The sequence below is a fragment of the Mycobacterium sp. 852014-52144_SCH5372336 genome (assembly GCF_001665615.1).
Lineage (GTDB): Bacteria > Actinomycetota > Actinomycetes > Mycobacteriales > Mycobacteriaceae > Mycobacterium > Mycobacterium neumannii_A.
Genome location: NZ_LZSW01000066.1, coordinates 62,725 through 83,786, shown reverse-complemented (window position 1 = coordinate 83,786; position 21,062 = coordinate 62,725). Strand labels below are relative to the sequence as shown.

General features: G+C 68.4%; 14 protein-coding genes and 1 tRNA gene. 8 read left to right on the top strand and 7 right to left on the bottom strand.

The genetic code is table 11. The annotated features are described in order from the left end of the window. Positions 1–242 (bottom strand): IniB N-terminal domain-containing protein (locus A5759_RS24785; protein ID WP_197506198.1); only part of this gene is annotated, 242 nt, incomplete at its 3' end. Between the two features lie 264 nt (positions 243–506). Further along, the gene (locus A5759_RS24780; RefSeq protein ID WP_068202024.1) at positions 507–1,022 is read right to left on the bottom strand and encodes an IniB N-terminal domain-containing protein; all 516 of its coding nucleotides are present in this window, start codon (positions 1,020–1,022) and stop codon (positions 507–509) included. 232 nt (positions 1,023–1,254) lie between these two features. On the opposite strand from A5759_RS24780, the gene A5759_RS24775 reads away from it, so the two are divergent. The 6 genes from A5759_RS24775 (at position 1,255) to A5759_RS24750 (ending at position 13,198) form a co-directional block, all read left to right on the top strand. After that, the gene (locus A5759_RS24775; RefSeq protein WP_068202049.1) at positions 1,255–3,030 is read left to right on the top strand and encodes an Hsp70 family protein; all 1,776 of its coding nucleotides are present in this window, start codon (positions 1,255–1,257) and stop codon (positions 3,028–3,030) included. A 4-nt stretch (positions 3,031–3,034) separates the two neighbouring features. Continuing rightward, positions 3,035–5,575 (top strand): isoniazid response ATPase/transcriptional regulator IniR, encoded by a 2,541-nt coding sequence (iniR, locus tag A5759_RS24770; RefSeq protein WP_068202022.1) that lies wholly within the window; start codon positions 3,035–3,037, stop codon positions 5,573–5,575. A 106-nt stretch (positions 5,576–5,681) separates the two neighbouring features. Beyond that, a complete protein-coding gene (locus A5759_RS26515) occupies positions 5,682–7,394 on the top strand; it encodes an Hsp70 family protein (RefSeq protein ID WP_068202020.1) in 1,713 nt (570 codons plus the stop codon). Between the two features lie 136 nt (positions 7,395–7,530). Further along, the gene (locus tag A5759_RS24760; RefSeq protein WP_068202018.1) at positions 7,531–10,614 is read left to right on the top strand and encodes a 4Fe-4S dicluster domain-containing protein; all 3,084 of its coding nucleotides are present in this window, start codon (positions 7,531–7,533) and stop codon (positions 10,612–10,614) included. A gap of 46 nt (positions 10,615–10,660) precedes the next feature. Beyond that, positions 10,661–11,935 (top strand): pyridoxal phosphate-dependent aminotransferase, encoded by a 1,275-nt coding sequence (locus tag A5759_RS24755; RefSeq protein WP_068202016.1) that lies wholly within the window; start codon positions 10,661–10,663, stop codon positions 11,933–11,935. Positions 11,936–11,956: 21 nt separating this feature from the next. Continuing rightward, complete coding sequence (locus A5759_RS24750) at positions 11,957–13,198, top strand: YibE/F family protein (RefSeq protein ID WP_082962273.1); 1,242 nt, start codon at positions 11,957–11,959, stop codon at positions 13,196–13,198. On the opposite strand, the gene A5759_RS24745 is transcribed toward A5759_RS24750, so the two are convergent. The 5 genes from A5759_RS24745 to dcd all read right to left on the bottom strand — a co-directional run bounded on the left by A5759_RS24745 (position 13,195) and on the right by dcd (position 19,376). After that, positions 13,195–13,938: a maleylpyruvate isomerase family mycothiol-dependent enzyme gene (locus tag A5759_RS24745; protein WP_068202013.1), complete on the bottom strand. Its 744-nt coding sequence runs from the start codon at positions 13,936–13,938 to the stop codon at positions 13,195–13,197. The genes A5759_RS24750 and A5759_RS24745 overlap by 4 nt on opposite strands. Positions 13,939–14,191: 253 nt before the next feature. Continuing rightward, positions 14,192–15,502 (bottom strand): cytochrome P450, encoded by a 1,311-nt coding sequence (locus tag A5759_RS24740; RefSeq protein WP_082962275.1) that lies wholly within the window; start codon positions 15,500–15,502, stop codon positions 14,192–14,194. Between the two features lie 46 nt (positions 15,503–15,548). Beyond that, entirely contained in the window at positions 15,549–16,886 is a 1,338-nt protein-coding gene (locus A5759_RS24735) for a UDP-glucose/GDP-mannose dehydrogenase family protein (protein ID WP_068202010.1), read from the bottom strand. Between the two features lie 74 nt (positions 16,887–16,960). Further along, on the bottom strand, positions 16,961–18,610 hold the full coding sequence (locus tag A5759_RS24730) for a hypothetical protein (RefSeq protein WP_068202008.1): 1,650 nt from the start codon (positions 18,608–18,610) through the stop codon (positions 16,961–16,963). 193 nt (positions 18,611–18,803) lie between these two features. After that, positions 18,804–19,376 (bottom strand): dCTP deaminase, encoded by a 573-nt coding sequence (dcd, locus tag A5759_RS24725; RefSeq protein ID WP_064346781.1) that lies wholly within the window; start codon positions 19,374–19,376, stop codon positions 18,804–18,806. 45 nt (positions 19,377–19,421) lie between these two features. Here dcd and A5759_RS24720 point away from each other — a divergent pair. Both A5759_RS24720 and A5759_RS24715 read left to right on the top strand, forming a co-directional pair. Further along, positions 19,422–19,495, top strand: a tRNA-Gly gene (locus A5759_RS24720). Between the two features lie 159 nt (positions 19,496–19,654). Then, a complete protein-coding gene (locus tag A5759_RS24715; protein WP_068202005.1) occupies positions 19,655–20,998 on the top strand; it encodes a lipase family protein in 1,344 nt (447 codons plus the stop codon). The last annotated feature ends 64 nt before the right edge of the window (positions 20,999–21,062 follow it).

Sequence of the window (21,062 nt, the reverse complement as noted above, 5' to 3'; positions counted from 1 at the left end):
TGCCGCTGCGGGGTGAACGCGATCCCGTGCGTCTGGGCCACCGCCTGCTGCAGCCCCACCACCGGATTGCCACCCCCGTGCACCACCGCCGCAGGCGCCACGGTGGCCGCCACGGCCTGCACCTGGGCGGCCGAGACATTGCCGAAGCCGGCCTGGTGCAGTTCGCGGTCGGGGTCCGCCACGAACGCGGCGGCGGAGACAGGGTCGCGGAACAGGTTCAGAAACCAGTCGATGAGGTTCATGTCGGATCCTTTCGAAGATGTTGGTCTTGGTCTGGTCGCCGGGCTGTCCGGCGAGCTGAGAACCACGTTATGGCTGTCGCGACGCCCCTGAAACGGGGTCGCGGCCCCTCCCTGCACAGCACCGTCCCGGGATCGGACTAGGGGTTCGGTTAGGGGATTAGGGGATGGCTCGGGGGATCGGCCGAAAGGTCCGCATCCTCGAGCCGAAACGACAAAAAATGCGCGGCCCCTCGAGGGGCCGCGCATTCCGTCGGTTCAGGTTTGTCAGTCGAAGATGTCGAATCCGCCCGCGTCGATGTCGAGCTGCTGCACATCGGCGAGCGCGTCGCTGAAGTCGTCGCTGGTTACAACGTCGTCGACGACGTCCTCGATCACCGGCTGGTCCAACTGCAACGCGGTGTCGTCGGTGTCGGCGACGCTCGGGACATCCGGCTCGGCGAGTTCAGGCACCCCCGGATCGGAGATCATCGCGGCGGACACGTCGTCCACCACTTCGGCGGGCACGTGATCGCCGAACGCGTCGAAGGCGGCGGTGGCCGCTCCGCTGCTCCAGACGTTGCCTGCCGCTTCGGCGATACCGCCGTCCAGCGCGGTCGGAACGGTCGCCGGAAGCGCCGACATCGACTCCGACACCACCGGGATCAGGGCGTGGACATCGGCACTGGTCACGTTCGTCAGATTGGCGTCGAGAATGGCTTGATTCGGATCGTCGGCGAAACGCGCGGCGGCGTCGGGATCACGCACCACCGACATGACGAAGTCGAGTAACTCGTTGGCCATGAAACACCCTCCCTCCCTCGAACAGATATAGGTGGCTAGAGACAAGGCCTAGCCGAGTGGCCTGCCACGATGCTATCGACGGTTACCGCCGCGGTGATCGGTGCAAAACCCACCTGCTCGGCCCGGTCGTTAGGGGATGCGGTGTTAGGGGATTTCCTCCCACTAGGGGCAGCTCCCGTGTCCGAAGACGTTGAGCCGCTATCGTGATGAACGGCCGAATGTAGAGGTGGAGATGAGCGACTCACTCGGGTTGTCGATCGGTTCGACCAATTTGGTGGCGGCCCGAATCGGCCGTCCCCCGGTCATGCGCCGATCGATACTCACCGTATTCGACGATCGCGCGCCGGAGGTCGGTGTACCCGCCGAAAACCCCAACCTCAACCAACCCGGCATGGTGCTGAGCGGTTTCGTCGAACGCGTCGGCGACCCGGTGCCGTTGGTCGCCGCCGATGGCTCACCTCATCGCGGAGAGCGGGTGCTCGTCGAAGCGCTCGACGCCATGGCGCGCACGGTCGGCGCTGGGGCCCCAGTCGTGATCGCGGTGCCCGCGCACTGGGGGGCGGCGACCACGGGCGCGCTGCGAGGCGCCCTGCGGGCGGCGCCGGGCCTGGCCCCCGACGGGGTGCCGCCTGCGCTGGTGCCCGATTCGGCGGCCGCGCTCGCCGCACTGCAGGCCGCGCCGGGGTTGCCGTCGAGCGGTGTCGTGGTGCTGTGCGATTTCGGCGGCAGTGGAACCAGCATCAGCCTGGCCGACGCGTCAGCCGGCTACGGCCCGATCGGCGAGACCGTCCGCTACGCGGACTTCTCCGGCGACCAGATCGACCAGCTTCTGCTCAACCACGTCGTAGCGGGCATCGCGGCCGCCAACGACGCCGATCCTGCGGGCACCGCCGCCGTCAGTTCTCTGGCCCGGCTGCGCAACGAGGCCCGCGTGGCCAAGGAACAACTGTCGGCCGACACCGCCGCGGTCGTGCACGCCGACCTGCCGGGCTTCAACTCCGACGTGCGCGTCACCCGCACCGAGCTCGAGCAGCTGATCAGCGAGCCGCTCGACGGGGTGCTCAATGCCGTCCAGGAAGCTTTGCAGCGCAACAACATTCCGCCGGCAAATGTCTCGGCCGTCGCGACGGTCGGCGGCGGGGCGAACATCCCGCTGATCACCCAGCAGTTGTCGACCCGGCTGCGCGCGCCGGTCATCACCACGCCGCAGTCCCAACTCAACGTCGCTGCGGGTGCCGCGCTCATCGCCGACGCCGCCGAGGCCGCCACCGGGATGGCCGCTGTCGCCCCCGATGCCCCGACCGGGATGGCGCCGACGAGCATGTCCGCCGCCGCGTGGGCCGCCGGGGCCGCAGGCGTCGCAGCCGCCGAGTCGGCCTCCGACGGCGCAGGCTCGGCGACGTTCCGCGCCCTGGCGTGGTCGCAGGACGACTCGCCTGTCGACGAGCCGGTCCCTTATGCCGGTGAGGATTACACGTTCGAAGCGGGCGGGACCGGCGCTCGGCCCGCGATGGAGTTCGCCCACGAGGAAGAGCAATACGAGCCGGAACCCGAACCGCTGCCGTGGTACCGCAGGCCGGTGGTGCTGTTCGGCGCAGCGGCCGCAGCCGCACTGCTGGCCGCCGGTGGTCTCGCCGTCACGCTGACGAGCACCACAGGTGACAGCACTCCGGTCACCGAGACCGCGACGACCTTCGAGTCGGGACCGTCGCCGGAGACGACGACTTCGGTTGCACCACAGACGGTTACCGTCACCGGGACGGATGGGCGCCCGACCACCAGCGTGGTCCCGCCACCCCCGCCCCCGGAGACGACGACGACCACGACGTCACCAACCACCACAACCACGACGACGACGACCACGACGACCACGACCACCCAACCCACCACCACGACGACGCGTCCCACGACCACGCAGCCGACGACCACCCAGCCGCCGACCACCACCGACCCGCCCACCACATCGGTCGAACCGGAGCCGGACATCCCCGTTCCGGACGCGCCATAGACCGATGACCGCGTCGGACCCGCGGACCGAAATCCCGCCGCCCGCACGCGAGGCGGTCGCAAGGCTGGCGGCCGCGCCCACCGAGCCCGTCAAACTACTTGTGTCGGGCGGCATCGGCACGGGCAAGAGCTCGGTGCTGACCGCCGTTCGAACCGCGCTTCGGGCCGCGGACGTAGGGGTGCTCACCCGCGTACCGCGCGCTGACGACGATCCGGCGGCCGCAGTCGTCCTCGACGATGCGCACCTGCTGGACGATCACGAACTCGGCGAACTCGCGCGACGGGTGTCGGATCTGCCTTCGACGCTCGTGGTCAGCAGCGAGCCGATCGCGCACCGCCCGGCGATGCGTGCGCTGTTCACGGCGATCGAGCGCGAGAACCCGATCATCAGCCTGGGACCGCTGCCCCCGGCCGACGTGGCAAGCCTCGTCACCGAAAAGCTCGGCGGCACACCTCCGTCCGACATGGTGCGATCTTTCGTCGTGGCGACGGCGGGCCTGCCCTTCCTGCTGCAACCGGCGATCGCGGCCGTCGCCGAACTGCAGGACGACGCGCCGGCCACCGCGGTCCTGCAGGCGGTCACGTACGCGCTGACCGACCGGCTGCGCCGCCTCGACGACTCGACACTCGACACCCTTCTGGTCACCTCGCTGAGCAGAGGCCTCGGTCCCGACGACGTCGCTGCGGCGTTACGCATGGATGCCGAGCGGGCTTACACGGTGGTCGATCGCGCCCGCGGCACCGGTCTCGTCGAGCCGTCCTACAGCCGGGCGTTCCTGCGCACCCTGCACCGATGTGTCGCTCAGATCCTCGGCGCCGCACGTCATCACGACACCGAGATCTCGCTTCTGGCGTCGCAACTCGAATCATCCACGCTCTCAACCGAATTGGCACTCCAGATGGCCGAACACGGTCTGCGCGACGATCGGCTGGCGACCGCGCTGGCCGACATGGCCACCCGTAGTCGCAGCCAACCGGCCAGGGCGGCACGGCTTTACCGCGCCGCCGTCGATGCGGGGGCGACCACGTTGAGTCCGCGGCTTGCCGACGCGCTGGCGCTGACCGGCGACTGCGTCACCGCTGGACGGCTCACCGATCAACTGCTCGGCTCCGACGATCCGGCCGAGAGGGCCGCCGCGGTGAGGATCGCCGCCAGCATCGCCCTGCACGACGGCAGCGCAGCACAGGCCGCGGACCTGTTCCGTTGGCTGGGACCGTATCCCGACGCGTTCGTGAGCGCGGCGGGTGCGGTGGTGTCACTCGCCGCAGGCGACCTGTCGGCCGCTCGGACGGCGCTGTCCGCCGAGAGCGCCGGCCCGCCCACCTCCACGGCCCGAGCCGCGCGCAGCCTCGCCGACGGCCTGTTGATGTCGTTGGACGCCTTATACCCCGCAGCCGTCTCCCGGTTGGGACAGGCGATCACCGCCGACCAGCCCGCGGAAGGCGTGGCCCCCGACACCCCCGCGGCGCTGGTAACGCTGGCCGCCCTGCACGGGGGCGATCCGGTCCGGGCCCGCAGCGTGATCGCCCGTGCGGTGCGCGCCAGTCTCGAAGACGGTACGGAGGCAGCGCTTTTCGTCGCCCGCAGACACCGGCTGCTGCTGGGCTGGGTGCGGATGCAGGACGGGCAATTGCCCGCGGCGACGTCTGACGTGGCGATCGCGTGCGCGGACGCCGACGCGTCCCCGCTGCACCGCCGCGACGCGTTGTGGGCGGCCGCGCTGCAGACGGCGATCGCGCGCCGCAGCGGCGACACCGGCGCCATGCAGAAGCACTGGTACACGGCGGTCGAGGTGCTCGCCGAGTACTCGATGGACCTGTTCTCCCTACTGCCGCTCGGTGAATTGTGGGTGGCCGCTTCCCGCATGCGTCAGATCGACCGGCTGCAGCACACCCTCGACGAGGCCTTCGCGCTGCTCGGCTCGCTCGGTGAGCCCGTGTTGTGGTCGACTCCTCTGCACTGGGCCGGTGTGCACGCGGGCATCCTCGCCAACTCCCCGGACGCCGTCGCCCCGCACGGCCAGGCGCTGACTGCCGCGGCCACGCACAGCGCCTTCGCCAAGACGCTGGCCACTGCCGGCCGCACCTGGTTGCGGGTACTGGCCAATCACGTCGACACCGACGAGGTCACGACGGCAGCGCGGCTGCTCGCGCAGGTGGGCCTCACGTGGGACGCGACCCGGTTGGCCGGTCAGGCCGCACTGCAGACCCCCGATGGCCGGGTGTCGGGCGCGATGCTGCAGCTCGCGCGGGACCTGAAGCAGACCGTCGCACCCGACGACGCACCCGGATCCGATCGACTCGCGGCGCCGGAGACCGCCCGGGCCGGCTCGGCGCGTCCCGCGTCGTCTCGGCTGTCGGACCGCGAGCGCGAGGTCGCCGAACTGCTGCTCCTCGGTATGCCCTACCGCGATATCGGGACACAGTTGTTCATCTCGGCGAAGACCGTCGAACACCACGTCGCCCGAATCCGCCGTCGTCTCGGCGCCGAATCCCGCTCCGAGATGTTGTCGATGCTGCGGGCCATGTTGTCTCCGCAGTCGTGATCCCCCAGCCCACCGTCATCCCCTAACGGCAATCCCCTAACCGCCGTGTCCGATGACGGGTCCGGCACCGGATTCGCCCGCCTGCGAAGCGCCATAGCGTCATGCCATGTTCAATCACCAGGCAACCCCGGACCGGCCGCTGGGTGTTTCGGTCGGCGCGACCTACCTCGCCGCGACCCGGGACGGACACGCCGCGGTGATCCGGCCTTCCGAGCTCACGCTGCACGGGCAGCGACTCACCGGGTTCGTCGACCGCATCGGCGACCCGGTTCCGCTCATCGCCTCCGACGGCTCCGCCCATCGCCCCGAGCAACTGCTCGCCGAGGCGTTGCGCACGGTCACGCAGTCGGCCGAGGACGTCACGGTCGCCGTACCCGCGCACTGGCGTCCGTCGGTCGCCGACTCCTTGCGCCACGCCCTGGGCGGCGACGTGCCGGTGGTGTCGGACGCGACCGCCGCTGTGGCCGCGCTGAACGCCGAACCCGGGCTGCCCTCTCGCGGCGTCGTCGTGCTCTGCGACTTCGGTGGCAGCGGCACCAACATCACGCTCGTCAACGCGTCCTCGGATCACGCGGTGGTCGGCGAGACCGTCCGGTTCGCCGATCTTTCCGGCGATCTGGTGGATCAGGCGCTGATGGCACATGTGATGACGCCGTTGCCTGCTGACACCGACCCGTCCGGAACGGCTGTCGTCGGTTCGCTGGCGCGGCTACGCGACGAGTGCCGCGCCGCCAAGGAGCGGTTGTCGGCCCACACCGCGACGGCCGTCGCCGTCGCTCTGCCCGGACACCACGCGGACGTCAGGGTCACCCGCGCCGAGCTCGAGGGGCTCATTCAGCGGCCGGTCACGGATTTCCTTGCCGCAGTGGATGAAACGCTTGAACGCTACGGGGTTCCGGAGGCCGCGGTTTCGGCGGTGGCGACCGTCGGCGGCGGCGCACGTATCCCTCTGCTCACGCAGAAGCTGTCTGAACACCTGCGGGTACCGGTGGTGACCACCGCGCGGCCGCAACTGGCCGCCGCCGTCGGGACCGCTCTGATCGCCCAGCGCCGGCGCGTCGTCGACCCGGAGACCACGCTCGCGCCCGCCGGGCTCGATGAAGCCACCGTCCGGGTCGACGCCGGATCGTCGTCGGCCACGTTCGGCGCGCTGGCCTGGTCCGAGGACGACCAGCAGGATGCGCCCCTGCCCTTCACCGATTCGCGCCCCGAGCTTCACTTCGAGCATGAGCAGTGGCAGGAGGAGGAGGCGGCACCGCGACGCTCCCCGCTGGTCCTGTTCAGCCTCGCGGCGGCCGCCGCGGTGGTCACGACGGCCCTGTTCGGCTTCACGCAGTTGCGCGGTGACACCGCCACCCCGGTCGAGGCGGCGACCGTCCTCAGTCCCGCGGCCACGCCGCCCCCCACGCCTGCGGCGCCGGCTCCCGCTCCAGTACCCCCGGCGCCGCAGGCCCCTCAACTCACCACGGTCGTCGTGCAACCCGCGCAGCGGTCGTCCACACCCCAGCACCGCAGCCCGCGCCCGGCACCGGCCGCGCCGATGGCGCCCGCAGCACCGCCCTGGACACCCACGCCACCGACGAGCGCCCATCCGTCACCGGAACCCGAGACCCCTCCGTCCAACCCTGAGCCGCCGACCAACCCTGAGCCGCCGACCGATCCGCAGACCCCTCCCGTGGCCGACCCCCCACCGATCGATCCGGGACCTGGCAACGGCACCCCATCCCCCGATGGTGATCCCGTCGACCCGGATTCGAGCGGCGAGCAAACGGGTACCGACACCGTGCCCGACGAGTCCAGCCCGACCGACGGTGTGTAGTTAGGACAACCTTCGTAGCGGTGTTTCCCTTGGAGATGCAACTATGACTCCCGGGCTTGAGCAGGCCTGAGTTAAGTTACCCACTGGTAACTTACGATAAGTTACCCTCGGGTAACTTGAGAATGGGAGGCGCGCGGTGGATACGCAGATGCTGATCAGGCTCGTCGTCGGGCTAGGGCTGACTGCCCTTGTTCTGGTCTTCGCCGCCAAACGCGTGCTGTGGCTGACGTCGTTGATCCGCTCCGGTGCGCCCACCAGCCCGGAGAACAACCGCAAGGACAACCTCGGCAAGCGCATCACCACCCAGATCGAAGAGGTCTTCGGGCAAACCCGACTGCTCAAGTGGTCCCTGCCCGGCCTCGCCCACTTCTTCACGATGTGGGGCTTCTTCATCCTCGCGTCGGTCTACCTCGAGGCCTACGGCCTGCTCTTCGACCACGACTTCCACATCCCGATCATCGGCCGGTGGGACGCCCTGGGCTTCCTGCAGGACTTCTTCGCCGTCGCGGTGCTGCTCGGCATCATCACGTTCGCGATCATCCGGGTGAGGCAGGAGCCCAAACAGCACGGCCGCGACTCGCGGTTCTACGGATCGCACACCGGCGGTGCCTGGCTGATCCTGTTCATGATCTTCAACGTCATCTGGACCTACGCCCTGGTGCGCGGCGCCGCGGTCAACACGGACGCCCTGCCCTACGGCAACGGTGCGTTCTTCTCCCAGTTCATGGGGTGGCTGATGAGCCCGCTGGGCTACACCGCCAACTCGTGGATCGAGACCATCGCGCTGTTGGCGCACATCGCGGTGATGCTGGTGTTCCTGTTGATCGTGCTGCACTCCAAGCACCTCCACATTGGGCTGGCGCCGATCAACGTCACGTTCAAGCGGCTGCCCGACGGTCTCGGCCCGTTGCTGCCCGTCGAGTACGAGGGCAAGGAGATCGACTTCGAGGATCCGCCGGAGGACGCGGTGCTGGGCCGCGGCAAGATCGAGGACTTCACGTGGAAGGCCTACCTCGACATGACCACGTGCACCGAGTGCGGTCGGTGCCAGTCGCAGTGCCCGGCGTGGAACACCGGTAAGCCGCTGTCGCCCAAGCTCGTGATCATGAACCTGCGCGACCATTTGTTCGCCAAGGCGCCTTACATCCTCGGCGACAAGGAAACGCCGCTGGAGAACACCCCCGAGGGCGGCCTCGGCGAGGAACTGCGCGGGGAGAAGAAATCCGAGGAGCATTCGCACGAGCACGTTCCCGAGTCCGGCTTCGAGCGGATCCTGGGGTCGGGCCCCGAGCAGGCCACCAGGCCCCTGGTGGGTACCGAGGAACAGGGTGGCGTGATCGACCCCGACGTGCTGTGGTCCTGCACGACCTGCGGCGCCTGCGTCGAGCAGTGCCCTGTCGACATCGAGCACATCGACCACATCGTCGACATGCGCCGCTACCAGGTGATGATGGAGTCCGAGTTCCCGGGCGAGCTCGGCGTGCTGTTCAAGAACCTCGAGACCAAGGGCAACCCGTGGGGCCAGAACGCCAAGGACCGCACGAACTGGATCGACGAGGTCGACTTCGACGTGCCGGTGTACGGCAAGGACGTGGAGTCGTTCGACGGCTACGAGTACCTGTTCTGGGTGGGCTGCGCAGGCGCCTACGAGGACCGCGCGAAGAAGACCACCAAGGCCGTTGCCGAACTGCTGGCCGCCGCCGGCGTGAAGTACCTGGTGCTCGGCGAGGGCGAGACCTGCAACGGCGACTCGGCCCGCCGCTCGGGCAACGAGTTCCTGTTCCAGCAGCTGGCCGCGCAGAACGTGGAGACGCTCAACGAGCTGTTCGAGGGCGTCGAGCGGGTGGACCGCAAGATCGTCGTCACCTGCCCGCACTGCTTCAACACGCTGGGCCGCGAATATCCGCAGGTCGGCGGCAACTTCACGGTGCTGCACCACACGCAGCTGCTGAACCGGCTGGTGCGCGACAAGAAGCTGATCCCGGTGACGCCCGCTGATGGCGGAACGGACATCACCTATCACGATCCGTGCTATCTGGGCCGGCACAACAAGGAGTACTCGGCGCCGCGTGAGCTGATCGGGGCGTCCGGCGCGAAGCTGACCGAAATGCCTCGGCATGCCGACCGCGGCCTGTGCTGCGGCGCCGGCGGCGCGCGGATGTGGATGGAAGAACACATCGGCAAGCGCGTCAACACCGAGCGCACCGAGGAGGCCATGGACACCGCCTCGACCATTGCGACCGGCTGCCCGTTCTGCCGCGTGATGATCACCGACGGCGTCGACGAGGTCTCGGCCGCCCGCGAGGTGGAGAAGGCCGAGGTGCTCGACGTGGCCCAGCTGCTGCTGGGTTCGCTGGACAAGAGCACCATCACGCTGCCGGAGAAGGGCACCGCGGCGAAGGAGGCCGAGGAACGCGCAGCCAGGCTCGCCGCCGAAGCGCCCGTGGAGGAAGCGCCCACCGAGGCGGAGGAAGAGGCGCAGGCCGAACCGGAGCCCAAGGTCGAGGCCGCCACGGCCACCGAAACCAAACCCGTCAAGGGGCTCGGAATCGCCGGCGGTGCCAAGCGTCCGGGCGCCAAGAAGGCTGCTGCCCCCGCGGGCGACAAGCCGGCGGCCGACGAAAAGCCCGCTGCCGCAGCGGCATCCGCGAAGGGGCTCGGTATCGCTGCCGGCGCCAAGCGGCCGGGCGCCAAGAAAGCCGCACCAGCCGCGCATGCAGCGCCCGCGGAGCCGGAAGCCCAGGCCGAATCAAAAGCGGAGGCCAAGCCGGAGCCCGAGGTCAAGGGTCTTGGGATCGCGGCAGGCGCCAAGCGGCCCGGGGCGAAAAAGAAGACCCAGTCCGCGGCCCCCAACGAGGGCGAGGCCACCGTCACCCAACCGCCGAACGTCGATCCGGACAAGGCGGAGCCTGGAGCCAAGACCGACACCGCCGACTCGGATCGGGGTCTGGACTCCAAGCCCGAACCTGAGGTCAAGGGCCTCGGCATCGCCCCGGGCGCACGCCGGCCCGGGGCCAAGAAGTCGGCCGCACCGGCACAGCCACCGGCCGAGCCGAAACCCGCTGCCGCACAACCGGAGCCCAAGGACACCGCCGACTCCGATGGCGAATCCGGTGCTGCCCCCGGGCCTTCCGGCGGGGACAACGCAGACAAGCCCGAACCACCTCCGGTCAAGGGCCTCGGAATCGCCAGAGGCGCTCGTCCCCCAGGCAAACGATGAGCCGTTGACCGGCGATTTTGGTTAATCGCTGGACAAAAGTGAGACCATGAACGACGTGACCACCCACCACGTGCCGATCCACGCCGCCGGACACGGACCGCGGCAGCGCACGTTCACGCAGTCGTCGAAGCTGCAGGACGTCCTGTACGAGATCCGCGGGCCGGTGCACGAGCACGCGTCACGCCTCGAGGCCGAGGGTCATCGCATCCTCAAACTGAACATCGGCAACCCTGCGCCGTTCGGGTTCGAAGCACCGGACGTGATCATGCGCGACATCATCTCGGCCCTGCCGTATGCCCAGGGCTACTCCGACTCCAAGGGCATCATGCCCGCGCGGCGCGCGGTCTTCACCCGCTACGAACTCGTTGACGGGTTCCCGCGATTCGACGTCGACGACGTGTATCTCGGCAATGGCGCGTCCGAGTTGATTCAGATGACGTTGCAGGCGTTGCTCGACAACGGAGATCAGGTGCTGATTCCGGCGCCCGACTATCCGCTGTGGACCGCATGCACCTCACTGGCGGGTGGCACCCCGGTGCACTACCTGTGCGACGAGACACAGGGCTGGATGCCCGACATCGCCGACCTGGAATCCAAGATCACCGAGCGCACCAAGGCGATCGTCGTGATCAATCCGAACAACCCGACCGGGGCGGTGTATACGCGCGAAATCCTCACCCAGATCGCGGATTTGGCGCGCAAGCACGAGCTGCTGCTGTTGTCCGACGAGATCTACGACAAGATTCTCTACGACGACAGCGAGCACATCGCAACGGCATCGGTGGCGCCCGATGTGCTGACTCTGACCTTCAACGGCTTGTCGAAGGCGTACCGGGTCGCGGGTTACCGGGCGGGCTGGCTGGTGATCACCGGGCCGAAGGAGAACGCCACCAGCTTCATCGAGGGCATCAGCCTGCTCGCGAACATGCGACTGTGCCCGAACGTTCCTGCACAGCATGCGATCCAGGTCGCACTCGGTGGTCATCAGAGCATCGAGGAGCTGGTACTGCCCGGGGGTCGCCTGCTCGAGCAGCGCGACGTGGCCTGGCAGATGCTCAATGAAATCCCCGGGGTGTCCTGCGTGAAACCGCAAGGGGCGCTGTATGCGTTCCCCCGCCTTGACCCCGAGGTCTACGACATCGTCGACGACGAGCAGCTGGTCCTGGATCTGCTGCTGCAGGAGAAGATCCTGGTCACCCAGGGCACCGGGTTCAATTGGCCGACACCGGATCACCTGCGCATCGTGACGCTGCCATGGGCCCGCGAGCTGTCCAATGCCATCGAACGGCTGGGCAACTTCCTGGTCAGCTACCGGCAGTAGCGTCCTTCTAGGCTGTTGTCCGTGGCGCACTCACACGGACACTCCCACTCCCACTCCCCCACCGGCCCGGCGCCGCTGGGGCCGATCGCCGCGAAGGTCGTCGTCGGTCTGCTGATCGCCATCGGAGTGGCCGTCCTGGCGGGAACGGCATGGCTGTGGCCCAGCCAGCAGAAGACCGACATCCCGCTTCCGTTTCAAAACGCCGAGGGCGGCGCCGTCACCACCGAATCTGGGCTGGTCCGCTCGAGCAGTACCGCGACGTGCGGCAGCCCGTCAGTCGGTCAGGTGCTGACCGCCGATCCGATTCCGGCGACGGGCGGCGGAGCCGAGTGCGTGCAGGCGTTGATCGAGATTCAGTCCGGGCCCAACAAGGGCGCGGCGACCGTGCTCGAATTCAGCGGTGGCCCCGGCCAACCCAATCTCGCGGCCGGCGACGACGTCAGGATCACCCGTCAGGTCGATGCGACCGGCACCACCACCTACTCGTTCTACGACTACGAACGGACATGGACGCTCGTCGCGCTGGCTGTGGCGTTCGCCGTGGTGGTGGTCGCGGTCGCCCGGTGGCGAGGGTTTCGCGCCCTCATCGGCATCGTGGTCGCGTTCCTCGTGTTGGTGGTGTTCATGCTGCCTGCGCTGCGCGACGGCGCCGCGGCCGTGCCCGTCGCGCTGGTGGCTTCGGCGCTGATCCTCTACGCCGTCATCTACCTGGCCCACGGAGTGAGCCTGCGGACCAGCGCGGCCCTGCTCGGAACACTCACGTCGCTGCTGCTCGCCGCGTTCCTCTCCTGGGGCGCAATCGAATTGGCTCACCTCACCGGTCTCTCAGAGGACCGGAACAACGAGGTCGCCGCCTACCTGGGCAACGTATCGATCACCGGCCTGCTACTGGCCGGGTTCATCATCGGGTCGCTCGGCGTGCTCAACGACGTCACGGTCACCCAGGCCTCGACGGTGTTCGAGCTGGCCGAGCTCGAGGGCAGCTCGCGGCGGACGATCTATTCGGGCGCGATGCGGGTGGGACGTGACCACATCGCGAGCACCGTCTACACGCTGGTGCTGGCGTATGCGGGCAGCGCATTGCCCCTGCTGCTGTTGTTCAGCGTGGCCAACCGGGCCTTGGGCGACGTGCTCACCAGCGAGAGTGTGGCCATCGAGATCGCCCGCTCGGCGGTCGGGGGCATCGCGCTGGCGTTGTCGGTGCCGCTGACGACGGGCATCGCCACGGTGCTGGCGACGCCCGCGCGCGCCCGACGCGATTAGAAGCCGGTGCGCTCCAACCACGCGTCCCACACCGCGGCGTCACCGAACACCTCGATGCCGGCGTCGGCGGCCGTGCGCCGCCGCGTGATCGCCAACAGCAGATCGGTGGCGCTGCCGCGCAGCGCGGTGTCGGCCTTGCTGTGGTTGTGCGACCACCAGACGCCGTCCTCGTCGTGGATGATGGTCCACTCCCCGGTCGGCCCCAGCCCCTCGTCGGTGGCGTGCATGTGGATGCTTCTGCCGTGGTCCAGCGCGGGTTGCGTGCCGGTGCCGACCATCAGTTCGACCCATTCGCTGATCGCGTCGGCCGCCAGCTCGGGCGGTGGGTCGTAGTCGGCCCCGACGGCCAGCGCCGCATCTGCGTGGTGCACGGCGACCTCGTGTAACCGTCGACGGACCCACCACCCCGCGGGGCGGGGGCCGCGGAAGGTCCACACCCTGGTCGCCGCGCCTGCCCGCTCGACCGCATCGACCACCAGTTGGGCGCCCTGGTTGAACCAGTCGATCGCCCCGTCGGCGTCATCGGGTGGTTTGCCGTCGCGGACCTCGCGCGGATCCAGCGCCGATATCCGGCGTTCGGCGATGATCTGTGCGGCCCACCGGTTTCCGCGACCGACGTGTCGGAACAGTTGTTTGAGCGTCCAGTCGGGACACGTCGGCACCGGCGTCGAGGGGTCTGCACTGCGGATCAGTTCCCCGAATTCGCGGGTCTGGTCGAGCAGCGCGGCTCGGAAATCCACGCCCCCGAACGTACTCAATACTCGACGCGGAAACCCCCGATAATGCCGATCTCGTTGCCGTCGGGATCCTCGATCTTCGACAACCCGCAACCTTACTGGCTGCGACGATTTCACCGGGTGCAAAGCCGCGCTCACGCAGTCCTGCGAGGTGGCGCTCCAGGTCGTCGACGGCGAAGTTGAGCAGACCGCTTCCGGCGCGCTGCGGGTCGCTGAACACCTGCACCCAGGCGCCGGGGTGCACCTGCCACTCCGGTCAGGCCGGCGAACTCATCGACGAGCGAGCGGTCCCCAGCGCGATCGGCAGCGACGCCCACCCCCTCAGCACCCGCGTCTCGCGCCTGCTGCCCTCACCAGCCAGTCGCGCATCGGGAAAACGTTCGAAGAACGCCCGCAGTCCGACCTCGCCCTCGGCGCGGGCCAGGGCAGATCCCAGACAGAAATGCCTGCCCCCGGAGAACGACAGATGTCGTCCGGCGTTCTCCCGCTCGAGGTCGAAGCGGTCCGGGTCGTCGAACACCTTGGGGTCGCGGTTGGCGCCTGCGATGTAGATGAGCACGGCCCTGCCCCGAGGGATCCGGTGCCCCGCGATCTCGGTGTGCTTGGTCGCCCTGCGCGCGGTGAGTTGCACGGGCGGGTCCAGTCGCAGGATCTCCTCGACGGCGGTCGCCCAGAGTTCGGGTCGCTGCGCCAGGGTCTCGAGGTGCTGCGGGTGGTCGAGCAGCATGCGGATTCCGTTGCTCAGCAGGTTGACCGTCGTCTCGAATCCCGCGGCCAGCACGAGGCCCGCAGTAGCCATCAGTTCCTGCTGGTTGAGTCGGGCGCCCTCGTCGGAGGCCGCGATCAGCTGGCTCATCAGGTCGTCGCCGGGGTTGCGTCGCAGCCCTTCGAGGTGCCCGGACAGCCAATCGTTGAAGCCGACCACGCTGCGGTAGACGGTGCGGTACTGCGGCCAGGTCAGGCCGATGTCGAGGCTGGCCGCACCCCGCTCGCCGAACTCCAGGACCCGTGACCGGTCGGCGTCGGGAACGCCGAGGATGTCACCGATCACCGCGACCGGTAACTGGGCGCAGTAGCGGTCGACGATGTCGACGGTTCCGGCTTGCGCGAGTTCATCGAGCAGAGAATCGGCGGTCTCCTGCACCCGGTCCCTCAGCGCGGCAACGGCTCTGGGGGTGAACACCGACGACACCAGCTTTCGGTAACGGGTGTGGTCGGGGGGTTCCACCGCCAACATCGACGGCGGCTCGAGGGGATGCAGCAGGTCGGTTTTGGTGCGGTTCGCGACCCATTGGACCGGTTTGGGCAGGTTGGAGCCGATCGGCAGCACCTCGAAGTCGTCGTCCCTTAGCAGATCGTTGGCGATCCCATGGTCGACGGTGAGGTGCACGATGGCGGCCTCCACCATCGGCCCCTGTGCGCGCAGATCGTCGGCGAACGCAACCGGGTCGGCGCGAACGCTCGGATCGGCGATCATCCGGCCTTGGGGATCGCCGCGGCGCGCGAGCAGCTTCGAGGCACCGCGCACGAACCCGTGCACGGCAAGCCAGCGGATTCGGTGACGGATCGGCCCACCGTGCCGAGCCGGACGAATCGGTTCCACGCGGCCGAGCCTACCGATTCTGAGCCGTCACGCCCCTCCCCAGGCAGTGGATCTGCCAGCCGGCCTGCATCCACCGGTCGATGTCGAGGCAATTGCGGCCGTCGACAATGACTTTCGCGCGTACTGCTCCGGCGAGCTCGGCGGGGTCCAACTCGACGAACTCGCGCCATTCGGTCAACACCAGTACGGCATCGGCCCGCTCACACGCTTCGGCGACCGACGTCGCATAGGTGAGCGTCGGAAAGCGGCGCCGGGAGTTCTCCATCGCTTTCGGGTCGTAGACGTTGACGGTGGCGCCCTTGAGTTGCAGCATCCCGGCGACGTTGAGAGCCGGCGAATCGCGCACGTCGTCGGATTCGGGTTTGAACGCGGCGCCGAGCACCGCGATGTTGGCGCCCAGCAGCGACCCTCCGCACGCGACGGTTGCCAGTTCCACCATCCGGCTTCGCCGTCGCATGTTGATCGCGTCCACCTCGCGCAGGAACGTCAGGGCATGGTTGGCGCCGAGTTCGCCGGCGCGGGCCATGAAGGCGCGGATGTCCTTGGGTAAGCAGCCGCCACCGAAACCCAGACCGGCGTTGAGGAAGCGGCGTCCGATCCGCGGGTCGTACCCCAACGCGTCGGCGAGAAGCGTCACGTCGGCGTCGGCGGCCTCGCAGACTTCGGAGATCGCGTTGATGAACGAGATCTTCGTGGCGAGAAAGGCGTTGGCCGACACCTTGACCAGCTCCGCGGTCTGCAGATCGGTGACCAGCAAGGGGACCTGCTGATCCAGCAGCGGTGCGTACAGTTCCCGGATCGCCACCTCGGCGGCACACGAATCCGGTTGTACGCCAAGCACGATCCGGTCCGGATGCAGGGTGTCGTGCACGGCGAAGCCCTCCCGCAGGAACTCCGGGTTCCACGCCATCTCGACGTGGACCCCCGCCGGCGCCAACGCGCGCGCCCGGTCCCTCAGTTCGGCGGCGGTGCCGACCGGCACCGTGGACTTGCCGACGATGACGGCCGACCGGCTCAGCCGCGGGACCAGCATGTCGACGACGGCGTGTACATGACGCAGATCGGCGGCGAACTCCCCCTTCTTCTGCGGTGTCCCGACGGCGAGGAAGTGCAGGTCGGCGAACCCGGCCGCGGCGTCGTAGTCGGTGGTGAACGCCAAGCGCCCGGCGGAGATGTTGTCGCTCAACACTTTCCGTAATCCGGGCTCGTAGAAGGGGGTTTCGCCCGCTGCGAGTTTGGCGACCTTGCCAGCGTCGACGTCTACGCCGAGCACCTCGTGACCCAACTCGGCCATACCCGCCGCGTGGGTGGCTCCCAGATATCCCGTGCCGAAAACGGTGCACCGCATACCGCCTTGATATGCAGCCCTGATGAGCTAACCGCTACGCGACACTGATCGTGCGGCCAACGGCAGGTTACGAGCTAGCGGCAGAACCCCAGGAAGCAGTTCGACCCGCCGCGATTCGATCCACTCGAGCCCGGCCCGCGAGACGATCCGCTGTCACTCGAACCGCCCGAGCCCGGTCCGCGAGACGATCCGCTGTCACTCGATCCGCCCGAGCCGCTACCGGGGTACCGACCCGAGCCACTGCCGGGATAACCGCCCGATCCGCTACCGGGATAGCTGCCCGATCCGTTACCCGAACCGTTCTGCCACGGCGGCACCTGAGGGCTTGGCAGCTCGGGCTCCTCGCGCTCGTCCTGCCACGGCGGAGTCCAACTCGGCAGCTTCGGCGGCGTCCACCTCGGCGGGGACCACGGGTTCTGCGGCCGGGGGTAGTACTGCGGCGGTGCCACCACCGGCGGCACGTACACCGGAACCGGGGCCGGAGCCACCGGGGCGGGAGCCACGGGTGCCGGCGCAGGTGGCGGTGCCGCGGGCGGAGGAGCGGGCGCCGGGGCTTGCGGTGCGGGAGGCGGCGCCTCCACGTAGACCGTCCGCGGCGGCGCCTGCGGAGCGGGCTGCTGCGCAGCGACCGGCACGGGAGCCTTGATGGTCTCCGCCTGCGGGGGCGGGGGCGCCTGAACCGGCTGCGCCTGTTCCGTCGGCGCAGGCGGCGGGGCGGGCGCGACGGTGCTGGGCACAATCGCGCTCTGTCCCGGGCTCGGCCGCTGGTCGGCCGTCGGGCGGATACTCACCGCGAGCGAGATCACGAGCGCGACAACGCCCACGACGAAGATCGACGCCATCGCGCTGCCGACGAGCAGGAACGGCTTGCGATCCTCGTTGGCCGCGGCATTCAGGTCGGTCCGCGGCGTGTAGTCGCCCACGGAGGCGCCGTCACCGCCGGCGGGCGCCAATTGGGTTGGCGCGCCGGCGAGCCCGGCGTACACCGAACCTGCGGTGGTGCCGTCGGGGTCCTGGGAGTAGGCCAGGCCGACGGTGGACGCCTCCAACGCCGGAGCGGCCGCGGCGGCCAGCGCCGCACCCCTCGCTAGCGCCATCTCCGGAACGTCGGGGGCGTGCACCGGCAGGCTCACCAGATGCTCGAGATGGCTCTTCACCGAGCTCACGTCGACACCGGAGCCGACGACGAACATGCCTTGCGGCGGATTGTCCTGGGCGTCGACGGCGGCGGCCATATCGGCCAGCACGGCCAGCGCGTCCTGGCTGTGCAGGCCGCTGCTGAGCACCTTGACCACGGACCCGTCGTCGGTCTGAACGACCGACAGCGTCGCGGCGTCGCGGTCGATGAAGAGCAGTGCGGTGGTGTCGTAGCCGACCGCCCTTCCGACGGCCTGGGCGAGTGCGCCCGCGGCGTGTCCATCGGAGACGAGCATGACGTCGTCGATATCGCGGGCGGCGAGCGCGTCTCGCAGTTGCGCCGCCTCGGCGTGATCGCTCCACGTGACGCCGATGGCCTTCAGATCATGCCCACCCGCCTCAGCGCTCTCCTTGGTGCCGAGCACGGCGTCCACCACCTGGGCGGCGGCACCCGATGTTGCTGAGCCATCACTTCCGCTGACATCGAAGACGTCGTGGTCGACGGTGGCCCCGTCGGCCATCTCGCCTTCGACCAGCACCATGCGGACCGTCGCAGGTGTCATCGATACACCCAGAACGATGTCCACTGCCCCTCCAAAAACCGTTTGCTACCAAGCCTGGATCGCCGATCGGCATCTCGCCACGCACAAGTCGGCGACTAGTGGTTCATCGCCGTGAGCAGGACAGGCGTTACGCCTCCACCGACATTTGCTGGGTCGATGCTGCCGACGTTTGGTATCTCGACCCTACTCGTGTCAACGACCGTCCGCGCCGAGCGGTTCAACTGGACTTGATGAAGTTCTGGTAGGACCGCGACGGGGTCGGGCCACGCTGACCCTGATACTTCGAGCCAACCCGCGCGCTGCCGTAGGGGTGCTCGGCGGGGCTGGTCAGCCGCAGCAGGCACAGCTGACCGATCTTCATACCGGGCCACAGTGTGATCGGCAGATTCGCGACGTTCGACAACTCGAGGGTGATGTGCCCGGAGAACCCCGGGTCGATGAATCCCGCGGTGGAGTGTGTCAACAGGCCCAGACGGCCGAGCGAGGACTTGCCTTCCAAGCGGCCCGCCAGGTCGTCGGGCAGGGTGCACAGTTCCAACGTCGAGCCGAGCACGAACTCGCCGGGGTGCAGCACGAAAGGCTCCCCCGGGTCGGCTTGGACCAGGGTGGTCAGCTCGTCCTGCTGCTTGGCCGGGTCGATGTGCGTGTATCGCGTGTTGTTGAAGACGCGGAACAGGTTGTCGAGGCGGACGTCGATGCTGGACGGCTGGACCAGGGAGTCGTCGAACGGATCGAGCCCCAGTCGCTCGGCAGCGATCTCGGCGCGGATGTCGCGGTCGGAGAGCAGCACGCGACGAGCCTAGCGGCTCGGATGTTAGCCTTCGTGCTCAAACAAGCCGGTGTAGTTCAATGGCAGAACATCAGCTTCCCAAGCTGAGAGCGCGGGTTCGATTCCCGTCACCGGCTCCATTCCTACCAGGGCATATCGCGGCGGCCGACGCCCACGGAGAAGTGACCGCCCGGCAATCGCCCGGTGTTCCGGTTGTTGATTGAAAGCCGGTACCCCGGGTACTAGAAGCTCTGGCCAGATGCGCGCCGCCAGCGAACGCCGAGGGAGTCGCCACACCAATGGACAGCTACTCCACCGCGCCACCGTGCCCTGATAGCCCGCCGCACGCCGAGATCCGCCCCGGCGATTGCCCGATCTCACCGGACGAGGACCCGTTCTACCGAGCGCCAGAGGGCTACGAGGACGCTGAACCCGGCACGGTGTTGCGCTCGCGTGACGTGGAGATCGGGTTTCTGGGTGTCATCAGTCAGCGAGTCCACGCCACTCAGTTGCTGTACCGCACCACTAATCTGCACGAAGAGCCGGAAGTCGCCGTCACCACCGTCCTCGTCCCGACGCAGCGCGAGTCAAATGCCGCTGGCCCGGTGCTGTCTTATCAGTGCGCGATCGATGCGGTGGCCTCGCGCTGCTTCCCCTCGTTCGCCATGCGGCGCGGTGCGCGACCGATCGGTGGCTTCGTCCAAGCCGAGTACCTGTTGGTGAGCGCCGCACTGGCCGAAGGCTGGGCGGTATGCGTACCCGATCACGAAGGCTGCCACGGCATGTGGGGCTCTCCCGTCGAGCCCGGCTACCGGATTCTGGACGGGTTGCGCGCGGCGATGCGATGCGAGCGCGTGAACTTGTCGCCCTCCGCGCCGGTAGGTCTGTGGGGATACTCCGGGGGAGGCTTGGCGTCGGCGTGGGCGGCCGAATTGTGTGAGCGATATGCGCCCGAGCTCAATGTCGTTGGGGCCGTTCTGGGTTCACCCGTCGGGGATCCGGGAAGCGTGGCACGCCGCCTCAACGGCAGCTTCTTCGCCGGCCTAGCCGCGCTGATGATCTCCGCATTGACACAGGTCTTCCCTGGCGCGCAGAACGTGGTGGACGAGCATGCGACTGACCAGGGCAAGGCGCTGCTCGATGAGTTGCAGACGATGACCACGGCCCAGGCGGTGTGGAAGTTCCGCAATGTCGATATCGGGTCCTATGTCGACATGACCGCCGACGAGCTGTGGGACCTACCCGAAGTGCGCCACATCTTCGACGAGACCAAGCTCGGCAAGTCCAGGCCCAAGCCTCCCGTGCTGGTCATACAGGCGGTGCACGACGAAATCATCAGCGTTGACGATGTCGACGCCCTGGTGGCCGAGTATGGACGCCTTGGTGCAGCGGTCACCTACCACCGCGACCGGTTCTGCGGGCACCTGCTCCTGCATCCACTGTCGGCCCCCATGACGCTGAGGTGGCTGCGCGATCGCTTCACGAACCGGCCGGTCAACGAGCACAGAACGCGCACGGTGTGGCCCACGCTGTTCAACCCGTCGACCTACCTGGGCATGGTCAAGTTGGGCGTCATCACGGCGAAGGTCGTCCTGGGACTGCCTATCGAACGCCAACCGCTGTCGACGACAGATGCGCGGTGACTCTCCGCAGTGATTTGAGCGATATGCAGGCTCTGACGGCCGTTTCGGCATTTGACCTGTACGT